Origin of the sequence: Mycobacterium sp. ACS4054, from assembly GCF_001667275.1 — a bacterium.
Taxonomy (GTDB): Bacteria; Actinomycetota; Actinomycetes; order Mycobacteriales; family Mycobacteriaceae; genus Mycobacterium.
Genome location: NZ_LZHV01000003.1, coordinates 47,927 through 62,543, shown reverse-complemented (window position 1 = coordinate 62,543; position 14,617 = coordinate 47,927). Strand labels below are relative to the sequence as shown.

Sequence of the window (14,617 nt, the reverse complement as noted above, 5' to 3'; positions counted from 1 at the left end):
ACGCCCCCACGGTATCGAACATAAGTTCGAATACGACCCGCGTCGAACCGGTTTTGTGGATGAACGGCGGACTGTGGATAACGCCTCGTCTGACGTGCCAGGATGAGACAAAGCCAACCGTTCGAGTGGTGGGCCAATGCCTGGTATGGACAAGCCGACGGGGCGGGTCGTCGCCCTGATCGTGCTGCTGCTCGTCGTCTCCGCCGCCCTGCGCGGCTACCTGCCCGCCGCCCACCACGCCGAGCGGCCGGAGTCCGAAAGCAGCCAGGCCGCACTGATAGCGGTGGTGGCAATCCTCGGCCTGGCACTCGCGCTCGTCGCGGTCGCGGTCATCGCGCGGCTGCGTGACCCCCGCGCCGCCGCACCGCAGGCCGGGCAGCTGTCCGAGATGCTGGGCACCGGCCGGGGGCGGCCAAGCTGGCGCGTGGTGCTGATCGGGGTGGCCGTCATCGTCGCCTGGCTGCTGATCGTGCTGGTGGTGTCCCGCCTGCTGCCCACCCACAACGTCGGTCCGGCCCCTCCGCCGTCGGGAACCGGTACCGCGCCGGCGGACCCGGTCAACGCCCCGGCGTCGCCGCGGCCCCACCGGCCGAACGGGGACATGTTCGGCATCCTGCTCGCCGCCACCGTCCCGATGATGTTGATCATCGTCACCGGGACGCTCGTCATGTCCCGGCGGCGGTCGCACGCCGCGACACCGGTCGCGGTCGCCGCCGCCCCCGTCGAACCCGCGGCGCGGCCCAACGAATCGCTGGCGCGGGCGGCCGAACGCGGGCTCGCCGAGATGACGGACCTCAGCCGCGAACCGCGCGAGGCGATCATCGCCTGTTACGCGGCGATGGAACGCGAGCTCGCCAATGTGCCCGAGGCCGCCCCGCAGGACTTCGACACCCCGACCGAGGTGCTGGCCCGCGCGGTCGAACACCATGCCCTGCACGTCGATAACGCCGTGCAGTTGGTGAACCTGTTCGCCGAGGCGCGATTCAGCCCGCACGTGATGAACGAGAGCCACCGCGACCTGGCCGTGCGCGTTCTTCAATTGGTCCTCGACGAACTGGGCTCACGGAGTCCGGTATGAAAAGAACCCTGGCCCTTGGTGTCTGCCTCATCGTCGGGATCGAGCTGCTGGCGCTGACACAGCACGATCGCGGGCTGGTGCTGGCCGCCTCGGGTGGCGCGCTGGCTCTGGTGTTGCTCACCGTTCGTCGCGTCCTCGGGCGCGGAATGCTTCCCGATGCCGAAGCGGACCCCGACGATCTCGGGGATTCGTTGCGCCGCTGGCTTTCCAACACCGAGACGACGATCCGGTGGGCGGAGTCCACCCGGGTGGACTGGGACCGGCACCTGCGCCCGATGCTCGCGCGCCGATACGAGATGACCACCGGCCAACGGCGATCCAAGGACCCGGTGGCCTATCAGGTCAGCGGCCAAATGCTGTTCGGGACCGAGTTATGGGAATGGGTTAATCCGAACAACGTCGCACCGACCGGCGACCGACGCCCCGGTCCCGGCCGTGCGACGCTGGAAGAGATTCTGCGAAAGTTGGAACAGGTATGACGTTGCCGGCGGCGACAACCACAGCGCACTGCGAGGCCGTGCTCGACGAGATCGAGCGCGTGGTGGTGGGCAAGCGTTCCGCGCTCACCCTCATCCTCACCGCGGTGCTGGCGCGCGGCCACGTGCTGATCGAGGACCTGCCCGGCCTGGGCAAGACCCTGATCGCCCGGTCGTTCGCCGCCGCGCTGGGCCTGCAGTTCACCCGCGTGCAGTTCACCCCGGACCTGCTTCCCGCGGACCTGCTCGGCTCGACGATCTACGACATGCAGTCGGGCCGGTTCGCCTTCCGGTCCGGGCCCATCTTCACCAACCTGTTGCTGGCCGACGAGATCAACCGCACGCCGCCCAAGACCCAGGCGGCGCTGCTCGAGGCGATGGCCGAAGGCCAGGTCAGCATCGACGGCGAAACACACCAGCTGCCAAGGCCTTTCATCGTGCTCGCGACCGACAACCCGATCGAGTACGAGGGCACCTATCCGCTGCCGGAGGCGCAGCTGGATCGATTCGCGATCCGCCTGGAACTGCGCTACCTCTCCGAGCGCGACGAGACCGCGATGCTGCGCCGCCGGCTCGAGCGTGGCTCGAACGAGCCGACCGTCAATCAGGTGGTCGACGCCCAGGACCTGCTCGCGATGCGCGAGTCGGTGGAGCAGGTGACCGTGCACGAAGACGTTTTGCACTACGTGGTTTCGCTGGCCAACGCCACCCGGCACCATCCGCAGGTGGCGGTGGGCGCCAGCCCGCGCGCCGAGCTCGACCTGGTCCAACTCGCCCGTGCCCGCGCGCTTTTGCTCGGGCGCGATTACGTGATCCCCGAAGACGTCAAAGCGCTCGCTATCCCGGCGGTGGCGCACCGGATCACCCTGCGCCCGGAGATGTGGGTGCGGAAAATCCAGGGCGCCGACGTCGTCGGGGAGCTGCTGCGGCGGTTGCCGGTGCCCCGGACGGGGCACGGGGACCCTGGATGAGTGCCGGGGCAGCCGTCGAGTTCCGCTGGCGCGCATCGCAGTTGACGCGGGCGGTCGCGACCTGCGCGGGGTTGGCCCTCGCGGCAGCGGTGATCGGCGGGCGGTGGGAGCTGATCGCCTTCGCGGCGCCACTGCTCGGCGTGCTGTGCTCGATCAGCTGGCAGCGGCCCGTCCCGACGGTCCGCGTGCACGGCGACCCCGATTCGCAGCGGTGCTTCGAGAACGACCGGGCTCGGGTGAAGATCTGGGCGACCGAAGACGGCACGGCCGCCGCGGTGGAGGTGACGGTCCCCGCCGTCGAGGGAATGCAGGTCGAAGTCCTCAACGCGGAATCCCGCGACGCGAAAACCGTTGCGGCGACGGCACAACGCTGGGGCCGCTACTTCGTGCGGGCCCAGGTCGACGCGGTCGCGCGCGGCGGGCTGCTGTCGGGGACGGCCACCGTCGACGCCGCCGAAGTCATCGTGTTTCCGTTGACTCCGCCGCAGTCGACGCCCATCCCGCAAACCGAACTGCTCGACCGCCTGGGCGCCCACCTCACCCGCCATATCGGCCCGGGCGTCGAATACGCCGACATTCGCGCCTACGTCCCCGGCGACCAACTGCGGGCGGTGAATTGGCCGGTGAGCGCGCGCCGCGGCCAATTGCACGTCACGCAGCGACTGACCGACCGCGCCGCGGACGTGGTGGTGCTGATCGACACCTATCGGCAGCCGGCGGGCCCGGCCACCGAGGCCACCGAGCGCGTGGTGCGCGGCGCCGCGCAAGTGGTGCAGACCGCCCTGCGGCACGGCGACCGCGCCGGGGTCGTCGCCGTCGGCGGCAACCGACCGCGCTGGCTTGGCGCCGACATCGGGCAGCGCCAGTTCTACCGGGTGCTCGACACCGTGCTCGGCGCCGGCGATCGGTTCGAAAACACCACCGGCACTTTGGCTCCGCGCGCGGCCGTGCCCACGGGCGCGATCGTCATCGCGTTCTCCACATTGCTCGACACCGAATTCGCGCTCGCGCTGATCGACCTGCGCAGGCGCGGCCACGTCGTCGTCGCCGTCGACATCCTCGACCGGTCCCCGTTCGAGGCCCAACAGGACCCCCTGGTGAACCGGATGTGGACGCTGCAGCGCTCGGCCATGTATCGCGACATGGCCACGGTCGGTGTCGACATCGTGTCGTGGGAGGGCGACAGCGGATTGGAGCAGTCGATGGGTGTGCTGCCCGATCGCCGCCGGCGGGTGCGGGGACGGCTCCGTGGCTAGCGCAGGCGCGGGCACGCTGCCCCGCCTGTGGGCCCCGGTGTTCTCGATCGCCTTCGGCCTGCTGATGGTGGGCCTGGCCGCCGACGGTTCACGCGGGCTGGCGGTGACCGCTTGGGCGGCGGCGCTTTTGGCGGTGGCCGCCGGAACGGTATTTCGCCCCGCGGCAACGCTAGCGGTGCTGCTGGCGGTGGTCACCGTCATCTTGTCCGAACCGCCGCCGGTGTTCGTCGCGCTGTCCGGACTGTGCGCCGCCGCCTACCTGGTCTGCCGCCACGCGGCCGGCCCGGCGGCTGGCGCGGTCCTGGGCAGCTGGCCCACGGCCGTTGGGGCGGTGGGCTTTACGCTCGCGGGGCTGGCCGCGACGTCGTTTCCGCTACAGTTGCCGTGGCTACCGTTGGCCGCGCCGCTCGCGGCCCTCGGTGTCTACGTGCTGGCCGTGCGGCCGTTTCTGAGCTGAGGTCAGTGCAACAGCTGGGCGGCCTGGTCGGCCAGGTCCAGCAGCGGCTGCGGGAAGATGCCCAACGCCACGGTGATCGCGGCGCACACCGCGATCGCGGCCTTGCTCAGGATCCCCGGGGCCACCACGTGCGGGGTGTCCTCGGTCGCCTCGGTGAAGAACATCGACACGATCACCCGCACATAGAAGTAGGCGGCGATCCCACTGGCGACCACACCGATGATCACCAGCGGCACCGCGCCGCCCTGGGCGGCTGCCTTGAACACGGCGAGCTTGCTGACGAAGCCGCTCGTCAGCGGGATGCCGGCGAACGCCAGCAGGAACATCGAAAACATCACGCCCACAATGGGTGAGCGCTGCCCGAGTCCCGCCCAGTGCGACAGCGTGGCGTCCTCGACCCCATCGGCGTCGCGGATCAGGCTGACGATGGCGAACGCGCCGACGGTGCTGAAGCTGTAGGCGAGCAGGTAGAACAGCGTCGACGAGAGGCCCGCCTGGTTGTCGGCGATCACGCCGGTGAGGATGAACCCGACGTGGGCGACCGACGAATAGGCCAGCATGCGTTTGACGTCGGTCTGGTTCACCGCGGTGATGGTGCCCACCGCCATGGTCAGAATGGAGATGGTCCACAGCACCGGCCGCCACTGCTCGTGTAGCGGCGGCAGCGCGACGTAAACCACCCGCAGCAGCGCGCCGAAGGCCGCAACCTTGGTGGCCGCCGCCATGAACCCGGTGATGGGGGTGGGGGCGCCCTGATACACGTCCGGAATCCACGAATGGAACGGAACCGCACCCACTTTGAACAGCAGGCCCACCGACAGCAGCGCGACGCCGACCAACGCCATCGAGGTGTCGCCGTGCGCCGCCAGCGCATCCCGGATGCCGGTCAGCAGCAGCGTGCCGGTCGCGCCGTACAGCAGCGCCACGCCGTACAGGAAGAACGCGGACGAGAACGCGCCCAGCAGGAAGTACTTCATGGCCGCCTCCTGCGACAGCAGGCGCCGGTGCCGGGCCAGGCCGCACATCAGGTACAGGGGCAGCGAAAGAACCTCGAGGGCAACGAACATCGTCAACAGGTCGTTGGACGCCGGGAACACCATCATGCCGCCGACCGACAGCATCGCCAGGGGGAACAGCTCCGTCTGCGCGGCCCCGGCCCGCTGCGCGTCGTGCTCGGCGTCGCTGCCGGGAACCGCGGAAGCCTGCGGGGTGAAGGAATCCAGCCCGCCCGACCCGGCGGCTCCCACCCCCGCGGTGACCTTGCTGTCCGCTTTGGCCTGCGTGCGTTCGGCGATGAAGATGACCGCCAGCACCGCGACCAGCAGCACGGTGCCCTGCAGGTACAGCGTCGGCCGGTCGACCGCCATCGCGCACAGCACCGTCGCCCGGCCGGAGGCCGGAATCGACTCGGCCACCTCAACGGTCGCCACGAACGCCGCGATCAAACCGGCCAGCGCGAGCGTCACCTGGGCGCCGTAGCGAATCCGCCTGGGCAGGAACGCCTCCGCGAGGATGCCGACCACGGCGACGCCGAACACGATCAGCGTCGGGCACAGCAGGAAGTACTCGATGCTGGGGGTGGGGAGGGTCATTATCGCGGTCCTTCGGCTGTCCGGGGTACGCGGTTGACTGCCGGCACGCTCGGCGCGGGGTCGTGCTGACCGATGGTGGTCATGGTGTTCTCGACGGCGGGGTTGATGATGTCCAGGACCGGCTTCGGGTAGATCCCGAGCACGAACAACAGCGCGATCAAGGGTGCAACCACGACCAATTCGCGTGCCCGCAGGTCACCGATCTTCTCGTTGCCGGCGGCCACCGGTCCGGTCATCATGCGCTGGTAGAGCCACAGCATGTAGATGGCCGACAGCACCAGCGCGGTGACACCGAACGCGGCGGCGAGCCAGTAACGATTGAAAGTGCCCAGCAGCACCAGGAATTCGCTGACGAACGGCGCCAGGCCGGGCAGCGACAACGTCGCCATGGCCGAGACGAGGAACGTGCCCGCCAACACCGGGGCCACCTTCTGCACACCGCCGTAATCGGCGATCTGCCGGCTGCCGTGCCGGGCTATCAGGAATCCCGCGATCAGGAACACCGCCGCCGTGGACAGGCCGTGGTTGAGCATGTACAGCGTCGACCCGCTCTGCCCCTGGCTCGTCATCACGAAGATGCCCAGGATGATGAACCCGAAGTGGGAGATGGAGGTGTAGGCGATCAGGCGCATGACGTCGGTCTGCCCGATCGCGACGATGGCGCCGTAGATGACCCCGATGACGGCCAGCACGATGATCAGGGGGCGGAAATACGTTGACGCGCCGGGGAAGAGCTGCAGGCAGTAGCGCAGCATGCCGAACGTGCCGACCTTGTCCATCACCGCCATCATCAACACCGCGGTCGCCGGGGTGGCCTCCACCGCGGCGTCGGGCAGCCAGCGGTGGAACGGCCACAGCGGCGCCTTGATGGCGAACGCGAACATGAAGCCCAAGAACAGCGCCTTGAACACCGCGGAGTCGGCGCCGTAGCGGCCGGAGGCGACGCCGGCCACGATCTCGCGGAAGTCGAAGGTGCCCGAACCGTGCTGCGCGGTCACCACGTACAGCCCGATCACCGCGGCCAGCATGATCAGCCCGCCGAACAGGTTGTACAGCAAGAACTTCACCGCCGCGCGCGAGGAGCCCGGGCCACCGCCGAAGCCGCCGATCAGGAAGTACATCGGGATGAGCATGGCCTCGAAGAACACGTAGAAGAGCAGCACGTCGAGCGCGACCACCGAGATCAACACCATCGACTCGATGGCCAGCGTCAGGGCGACGTAGGCGTGCACGCCGCGAGGGCTGCGTTCGCCGCCATCCTTCCAACCGGCCACCTGCAGCACCGGGATCAGCACCGCGGTGAGCAGCACCAGCACCACGGCGATGCCGTCCACCCCGAGGGAGTAGGTGGCACCGAAGGCCGGTATCCAGGAATGACTTTCGACGAACTGGTAGGTGCTGCCGCCGGACTTGAAGCCCAGGGTGACGACGATCGCCACCGCCAGCGTCAGGACGCCGAAGACGAGGCCGGTCCACTTGGCCAGCCGGCGCAGCCCGGGCGGCAGCAGGATGACGAGCACCGAGCCGGCCAGCGGCACCAGCCACAGAATGCTCAGCCAGGGAAGGGTTTTCACCACAGTTTCACCGCCAGGATCAGCGCGACCACCAGGACCGCGCCCGTCAGCATCGACAATGCGTAGTTGCGGGCGAAGCCGGTTTGCAGCCCCCGCAAGCGATTCGAAGTCCGGCCGACCAGTGCGGCCAGCGCGTTGACCGAGCCGTCCACCCCGGCGTTGTCGACGTCGACCAGCGCCTGGGTCAGCTCGGCCCCGGGGCGCATGAACACTTCCTCGTTGAACGCGTCGCCGTAGAAGTCCCTGCGCGCGGCCGTGGTGACCGGCGACACCGCAAGCGGTGCGACGCGGGGGATTTCGGCGTTTGCGTACAACCGGTAGGCCACCGCGATGCCGACCGCGACGACGCCCAGCGCCACGGCGGTGGTCACCCAGGCCGGCAACGCGTGGGTCACCTCTTCGTGTTTGCCGACGACCGGCTCGAGCCAGCGCGCCAAGGTGCCCCGCCAGGCCAGCAGCCCACCGGAGAACACCGAGCCGACGGCGAGCAGGATCATCGGCCAGGTCATCAGGCCGGGCGCCTCGTGGGGATGCGTGCCGGGGCCCCAACGCTTTTTGCCGAAGAAGGTCATCAGCATCACGCGCGTCATGTAGAACGCGGTGACGCCCGCGCCCAGCAGCGCGGCCCCGCCCAGGACGTAGCCGCGGGCGTCGCCGGCGTCCAGGGCCGCCTCGATGATGGCGTCCTTGGAGAAGAAGCCCGCGAACGGGGGCACACCGATGATCGCCAGATAGCCGAGGCCGAAGGTGGCGAAGGTGACCGGCAGGGCGGCGCGCAGGCCGCCGTATCGGCGCATGTCCTGCTCCTCGTGCATGGCGTGGATCACCGCGCCGGAGCCGAGGAACAGGCCGGCCTTGAAGAAACCGTGGGTGAGCAGGTGCATGATCGCGAACGCGTAGCCGGCAGGGCCGAGGCCGGCGGCCAGCACCATGTAGCCGATCTGACTCATCGTGGACGCCGCCAGTGCGCGCTTGATGTCGTCCTTGGCGCAACCGATGAACGCCCCGAGCAGCAACGTGACGGCGCCGACCACCACCACCGCCGTTTGCGCGTCGGGCGCCAGGTTGTAGAGCGGGTTGGACCGCACGATCAGGTACACGCCGGCGGTCACCATGGTGGCGGCGTGGATAAGCGCCGACACCGGGGTGGGGCCCTCCATGGCATCACCCAGCCAGGCCTGCAGCGGAACCTGCGCGGACTTGGCGCAGGCGCCCAGCAGCAGCAGCAACCCCATGGCCGTCAGGGCACCGCGGCCGGCGGCGGGCGCCCCGGCGAACACCCCGGCATACGACAGCGTGCCGAACGTGCTGAACATCAAGAACATTCCGAGCGCGAGCCCGGCGTCCCCGACGCGGTTCATCACGAACGCCTTCTTGGCCGCCGTGGCCGCCGTCGGCTTGTGGTACCAGAACCCGATCAGCAGGTAGGAGGCCAGGCCCACGCCCTCCCAGCCGACGTAGAGCACCACGTAGTTGTCCGCGACCACCAGCAGCAGCATCGAGGCCAGGAACAGGTTGAGGTAGCCGAAAAACCTGCGCCGGTCCGGGTCGTCGGCCATGTAGGCGACCGAATAGATGTGGATCAGCGATCCGACCCCGGAGATCAGCAGGACGAAACACACCGACAGCTGGTCGATCTGCATGCCGAGGTCCACCTGCAGTTGGCCGACGGGGATCCAGCTGAACACCGTCTGGTGAATGACCCGGTCATCGGCGGCGCGGCCGAGCAGCTCGTTCAGCAGGTCCAGGCCCACGCCGAACGCCGCCAGCGCGGTGGCGCAGCCGAGCCAGTGCCCCCACGGGTCGGTGCGTCGTCCGCCGAACAACAGGATCGCGGCACCCGCCAGCGGCAGCGCCACCAGCAGCCAGGTGTAGTGAGTCATGTTGGCGCTGTCAGCCTTTGAGTAGGTTCGCGTCGTCGACCGACGCCGATTTGCGGGCACGGAAAATCGTCATGATGATGGCCAGGCCGACGACGACCTCGCAGGCGGCCACCACCATCGTGAAGAACGCGATCATCTGCCCGTCCAGGTGGCCGTGCATCCGCGCGAACGTGACGAACGCCAGGTTCACCGCGTTCAGCATCAGCTCGACGCACATGAACATCACGATGGCGTTGCGCCGCAACAGCACACCCGAGGCCCCGATCGTGAACAGCAGGGCCGAAAGGTACAGGTAATTGGCCGGATTCACGATGCACCGCCTTTGATCGCCTGACGCGAGGGGGTTTCCTTGCCGTCGGCGCCGCGGCTGCGCAGGATCGGCGACACCGACAACTCCGAGTACGACCCGTCGGGCAGCAGCGCGGCCACGTCGACGGCGTTGTGCCGCGCGTAGACACCGGGGCTGGGCATCGGGGTCGGGTGGCCACCGGGCTGGAACCGCTCCTGGGAGAGCTCCCGCTGCGTCTTGCGGCGCTCGAACCGCTCGCGGTGCGCCAGCACCATCGCCCCGACGGCCGCGGTGATCAGCAGCGCGCTGGTGAGCTCGAAGGCCCACACATACCGGGAGAAGATCAGGGCGGCAAGCCCTTCCACGTTGCCGTTGGCGTTGGCGGTGGTCAGCCCGGCGAAGCCGCCGGTCGCGGCGGTCCCGATCGCGGCGATCAGCAGAACGCCGAACCCGACGCCGGCCAGCACCGCGGCGACGCGCTGGCCGCGCAGCGTCTCCTTCAGGGATTCCGCCGAGTCCACGCCGATCAGCATCAGCACGAACAAGAACAGCATCATCACCGCGCCCGTGTAGACCACAACCTGGACGACGCCGAGAAACAGCGCGTCCTGGATCATGTAGAACACCGCGAGGATGATCATCGTCATCGCCAGGAACATCGCCGAGTACACGGCGTTGACCGCCAGCACCACCCCGATCGCGCCGATCAGCGCCAGCGCGCCCAGCACCCAGAACGCGACCGCCTCACCGGTGGAGGTGCGGACGATGGTGTCGGCCGCCAACAGCTGGCCCGTCAATCCGGTCACCGCGACTCTCCGGCGTTCTCGATCTGCCGCAGGCCGTCGGCGGTCACGTTGCCCTGGTAGTAGTCCTTGTCGGTGGCGCCGGGCGCCCGGGGATGCGGCGGCGCGGTCATCTCCGGCAGCAACGGGGCCAGCAGCCGGTCCTTTTCGTAGATCAGGTCGGCGCGGTTGTCGTCGGCCATCTCGTAGTCGTTGGTCATCGTCAGCGCCCGGGTGGGGCAGGCCTCGATGCACAGGCCGCAGCCGATGCACCGCAGGTAGTTGATCTGGTAGACCCGCCCGTAGCGCTCCCCGGGCGAATACCTCAACTCCTCGGTGTTGTCCGCGCCCTCCACGTAGATGGCGTCGGCCGGACATGCCCACGCGCACAACTCGCACCCGATGCATTTCTCCAGGCCGTCCGGGTAGCGGTTGAGTTGGTGGCGGCCGTGATAGCGAGGCGCGACGGGGCCCGGCTTCTCCGGGTACTCCTCGGTGACGTTCTTCTTGAACATCGACCCGAACGTCACACCGAACCCGGCGACAGCGTCCAAAAACTTAGCCACGTGCTTTCTCCTTGCTCGCGGCCGCCAAAGACTTCATCGGCAGCGGCGGTGTCGGGAATACCGGAGTGGAACCCTGTCCGGCCGGAAGTTGTTTGGCCTCGCGGCGCAGCTGCCGCTCCAGCGCGCGAATGCCGGGCGTGCTGAAGGGTTTTCGCAGCAGCAGCACCAGCACGGTGGCGAACACCAGGCTGCTGACCACCAGCAGCGGCGTCCAGTGCGCGTACCCCTGGTTCTGCAGCGTGCGGATCACCGCGGCGATCAACACCCAGACCAGCGAGGCCGGGATCAGCAGCTTCCAGCCCAGCCCCATGAACTGGTCGTAGCGCAGCCGGGGCAGCGAGGCGCGCAACCAGAAGTAGATGAACAGGAAGGTCCACATCTTGGCGGTGAACCACAGCACCGGCCACCACCCGGTGTTGGCGCCGTCCCACATGTTGATCGGCCACGGCGCATGCCAGCCGCCGAAGAACAGGACGGTGGCCAGCGAGGAAACCGTCATCATGTTGACGTACTCGGCCAGCATGAACATCGCGAACTTCAGCGACGAGTACTCGGTGTGGAAACCCGCGACCAGCTCACCCTCGGCCTCGGGCAAATCGAATGGCGCCCTGTTGGTTTCGCCGACCATGGAGATCAGGTAGATCACGAACGACGGCAGCAGCAGGAAGACGAACCAGACCCGGTCCTGCGCGGCGACGATTTGCGACGTCGACATGGTGCCGGCGTAGAGGAACACCGCCGCGAACGACAGTCCCATCGCCACCTCGTAGGAGATGACCTGGGCGGTGGAGCGCACCCCGCCGAGCAGCGGGTAGGTGGACCCGGATGCCCAGCCGCCCAACACGATCCCGTACACCCCGATCGCCGACAGCCCCAGGATGAACAGCACCGCGACCGGCAGGTCGGTCAGCTGGAGCGGTGTGCGGTGGCCGAACACGGACACCACCGGGCCGAACGGGATGAACGCGAAGGCGGTGAACGCCGGGATGGTGGAGATGACCGGCGCCGCGAAGTAGACGAACTTGTCGACGCCGCCCGGGGTGATGGTTTCCTTGAGCGCCAACTTGATTCCGTCGGCCAGGCTCTGCAGGGCACCCCACGGTCCCGCCCGGTTGGGCCCGGGACGCAGCTGCATCCAGCCCAGGATCTTGCGCTCGAGCAGGATCGCGACCAGCACGTTGAGCATGAGGAACACGAAGATGGCCAGCGCCTTGCCCAACACCAGCCACCAGGTGTCGTGCCCGAAGGCGGTCAGCGAGGTCGACGTCATGAGCCCACTCCGATTTTCACTATGCTGCCCGCGGTTACGCCCAACTGCCGGTGGACGGCGCAACCCGGTGAGTTCAGCGGAAGCCAGACCACCCGGTCGGGCATGTCGGTGATCACCAGCGGCAGGCTGATCGACCCGCGTGGCGTGCTGATGGTGACCGCGTCACCGTCGCCGGCGCCGATTTCGGCGGCGGTATCGGCCGACAGCCGCGCCGCGGGTTTGCGTGCGGTGCCGGCGAGATGCGGTTCGCCGTCCTGCAATCGGCCGTTGTCCAGCAGCATGCGCCAACCGGTCAGCACGGCCTCGCCGGCGCCGGGCCGCGCGGGCTGCGGGGCAGCGACGTCGCTCCCGGCGGCCCACTTGCCGTCCCAGCTGCCCAGTGCGGACAGTTCCGCGCGGGCCGCGTCCGCGGTCGACAACCCCAGATAGACGCCCATCTCGTCGGCCAGCGCGTCGAGCACCTGGTGGTCGGATTGGCCGGCTTGCGCGATGGTGCCGCGCAGGGCCGGGGCGAACGGCCGGTAGCGGCCCTCCCAGTTGACGAAGGCGCCGGCCTTCTGCGTCGTCGGCGCGACCGGGAACACCACGTCGGCGCGCTCGGTGACGGCGCTGCGCCGCAGCTCCAGGCTGACGACGAACCCCGCGGAGTCGAGCGCGGCCAGGACGGCTTCGGGGTCGGCGAAGTCGTCGGGTTCGACGCCGCCGACCAGCAGGGCGCCCAGCGTCCCGTCGGAGGCGGCCGCCAGGATGCCGTTCACGTCACGCCCTGCGGCCGAAGACAATTCGGAGACATGCCACGCCGCGGCGATCTGCGCGCGGGCGGTCTCGTCGTCAAGCGGCCGGCCACCCGGCAGCAGGGCGGGTAGTGCCCCGGCCTCCAGCGCGCCGCGCTCCCCGGCGCGGCGCGGCACCCACGCCAGCCGGGCCCCGGTGGCATCGGCGAGCCGGGCCGCGGCGGACAACCCGCCGGGCACCGTGGCCAGGCGTTCCCCGACCATGATGACCGCGCCGGCGGTGGACAGCAGTTCGCCGACCTCACCGGTGGCCAGCCCGTCCAGGGCGGCCGCTTCGGTCCCCGGAACGGTTTTGATGAGCCGACCGGAAATCTTCACCAGCGCCCTGGTGGCGAACGGCGCCACCGCGTACACCGGCAGCCCGTGCTTGCGGGCGGCTTTGCGCAGGCGCAGGAACACGATCGGCGACTCGTCTTCGGGCTCGAACCCGACCAGCACCACCACCGGCGCCGATTCGAGATCGGAGTAGCTGACGTCACGACGGCCGGCGATCCGCGACGCCAGGAAGTCGGCCTCCTCGGCCGAGTTCGGCCGGGCCCGGAAGTCGATGTCGTTGCTGTCCAGGACGATTCGCGCGAACTTGGAGTAGGCGTAGGCGTCTTCCAGGGTGGCCCGCCCGCCGACCAGCACACCGGTGCGCCCGCGAGCCGCGTCCAGACCCCGGATCGCCGTCGCCATCGCGTGCGACCACGACGCGGGCACCAAGGCGCCGTCGGCGTCGCGGATCAGGGGAGTGGTGATCACGTCCGGCTGCGTCGCGTAGGTGAACGCCCACCGGCCCTTGTCGCAGTTCCATTCCTCGTTGACCTCGGGATCGTCACCCGCCAGGCGGCGCAGCACCTTGCCGCGGCGGTGGTCGGTGCGCTGCGCGCACCCTGAGGCGCAGTGCTCGCACACGCTGGGGCTCGACACCAGGTCGAAGGGGCGGGCCCGGAAGCGGTAGGCGGTCCCGGTCAGCGCGCCCACCGGGCAGATCTGCACCGTGTTGCCCGAAAAATACGAATCGAACGGTTCGTTCGCGTAGATGCCGACCTGCTGCAGGGCGCCGCGCTCCTGCATGTCGATGAACGGGTCGCCGGCGATCTGCTCCGAGAACCGCGTGCAGCGGGCGCACAGGATGCAACGCTCGCGGTCGAGCAGCACCTGGGCGGAGATGTTGATCGGTTTGGCGAAGGTGCGCTTGACGTCGGTGAAGCGAGAATCCGCGCGGCCGTTGGACATCGCCTGGTTTTGCAGCGGGCACTCGCCGCCCTTGTCGCACATCGGGCAGTCCAGCGGATGGTTGATGAGCAACAGCTCCATCACGCCGTGCTGGGCCTTGTCGGCGGCCTCCGACGTGAGCTGCGTACGGACCACCATCTCGTCGGTGGCGACGGTGGTGCACGACGCCATCGGCTTGCGCTGCCCCTCCACCTCGACCAGGCACTGCCGGCACGCGCCGACCGGCTCGAGCAGCGGGTGGTCGCAGAACCGCGGGATCTGGATGCCGATCAATTCGGCGGCGCGAATCACCAATGTGCCCTTGGGCACGCTGATTTCGTTGCCGTCGATGGTCAGCGTCACCATTTCCGGCGGACGTGCGGGGCCGTCTTTGGGGTCACCGGTCTCGGTTTTGGCGGCACTAGTCAA

12 protein-coding genes and 1 pseudogene are annotated in these 14,617 nt (G+C 69.0%); 5 read left to right on the top strand and 8 right to left on the bottom strand.

Going from position 1 to position 14,617, the window contains the following annotated elements:
- Nucleotides 1–136: 136 nt before the first annotated feature.
- The 5 genes from A5730_RS00320 to A5730_RS00300 all read left to right on the top strand — a co-directional run bounded on the left by A5730_RS00320 (nt 137) and on the right by A5730_RS00300 (nt 4,238).
- Complete coding sequence (locus tag A5730_RS00320; protein WP_231994580.1) at nt 137–1,078, top strand: DUF4129 domain-containing protein; 942 nt, start codon at nt 137–139, stop codon at nt 1,076–1,078.
- Nucleotides 1,075–1,557: a hypothetical protein gene (locus tag A5730_RS00315; protein ID WP_067894023.1), complete on the top strand. Its 483-nt coding sequence runs from the start codon at nt 1,075–1,077 to the stop codon at nt 1,555–1,557. The genes A5730_RS00320 and A5730_RS00315 overlap by 4 nt, the downstream gene beginning before the upstream one ends.
- A complete protein-coding gene (locus tag A5730_RS00310; RefSeq protein WP_055403867.1) occupies nt 1,554–2,525 on the top strand; it encodes a MoxR family ATPase in 972 nt (323 codons plus the stop codon). The genes A5730_RS00315 and A5730_RS00310 overlap by 4 nt, the downstream gene beginning before the upstream one ends.
- Complete coding sequence (locus tag A5730_RS00305; protein ID WP_067894021.1) at nt 2,522–3,781, top strand: DUF58 domain-containing protein; 1,260 nt, start codon at nt 2,522–2,524, stop codon at nt 3,779–3,781. The genes A5730_RS00310 and A5730_RS00305 overlap by 4 nt, the downstream gene beginning before the upstream one ends.
- 64 nt (nt 3,782–3,845) lie before the next feature.
- Nucleotides 3,846–4,238, top strand: coding sequence for a hypothetical protein (locus A5730_RS00300; RefSeq protein WP_231994584.1), 393 nt, complete (start codon nt 3,846–3,848; stop codon nt 4,236–4,238).
- A 2-nt stretch (nt 4,239–4,240) separates the two neighbouring features.
- On the opposite strand, the gene nuoN is transcribed toward A5730_RS00300, so the two are convergent.
- From nuoN to A5730_RS00260, 8 genes and pseudogenes are all read right to left on the bottom strand, one after another.
- Nucleotides 4,241–5,830 carry an NADH-quinone oxidoreductase subunit NuoN gene (gene nuoN, locus A5730_RS00295; RefSeq protein ID WP_067894015.1) on the bottom strand — a complete coding sequence of 530 codons (1,590 nt, stop codon included), beginning with the start codon at nt 5,828–5,830 and terminating at the stop codon, nt 4,241–4,243.
- Entirely contained in the window at nt 5,830–7,404 is a 1,575-nt protein-coding gene (locus A5730_RS00290) for an NADH-quinone oxidoreductase subunit M (protein ID WP_197506058.1), read from the bottom strand. Before A5730_RS00290 ends, nuoN begins: the two co-directional genes overlap by 1 nt.
- Complete coding sequence (gene nuoL / locus A5730_RS00285; protein ID WP_067894009.1) at nt 7,401–9,287, bottom strand: NADH-quinone oxidoreductase subunit L; 1,887 nt, start codon at nt 9,285–9,287, stop codon at nt 7,401–7,403. Before nuoL ends, A5730_RS00290 begins: the two co-directional genes overlap by 4 nt.
- A 10-nt stretch (nt 9,288–9,297) precedes the next feature.
- On the bottom strand, nt 9,298–9,597 hold the full coding sequence (gene nuoK / locus A5730_RS00280) for an NADH-quinone oxidoreductase subunit NuoK (RefSeq protein ID WP_007168303.1): 300 nt from the start codon (nt 9,595–9,597) through the stop codon (nt 9,298–9,300).
- Complete coding sequence (locus A5730_RS00275) at nt 9,594–10,361, bottom strand: NADH-quinone oxidoreductase subunit J (RefSeq protein WP_156745624.1); 768 nt, start codon at nt 10,359–10,361, stop codon at nt 9,594–9,596. Before A5730_RS00275 ends, nuoK begins: the two co-directional genes overlap by 4 nt.
- 17 nt (nt 10,362–10,378) lie before the next feature.
- Nucleotides 10,379–10,945: pseudogene (nuoI, locus tag A5730_RS00270) on the bottom strand (NADH-quinone oxidoreductase subunit NuoI); the annotation flags it as partial.
- A complete protein-coding gene (nuoH, locus tag A5730_RS00265; RefSeq protein ID WP_067894131.1) occupies nt 10,917–12,179 on the bottom strand; it encodes an NADH-quinone oxidoreductase subunit NuoH in 1,263 nt (420 codons plus the stop codon). The pseudogene nuoI and the gene nuoH, both read right to left, overlap by 29 nt.
- A gap of 11 nt (nt 12,180–12,190) precedes the next feature.
- Nucleotides 12,191–14,617 (bottom strand): NADH-quinone oxidoreductase subunit G, encoded by a 2,427-nt coding sequence (locus A5730_RS00260; protein ID WP_067894002.1) that lies wholly within the window; start codon nt 14,615–14,617, stop codon nt 12,191–12,193.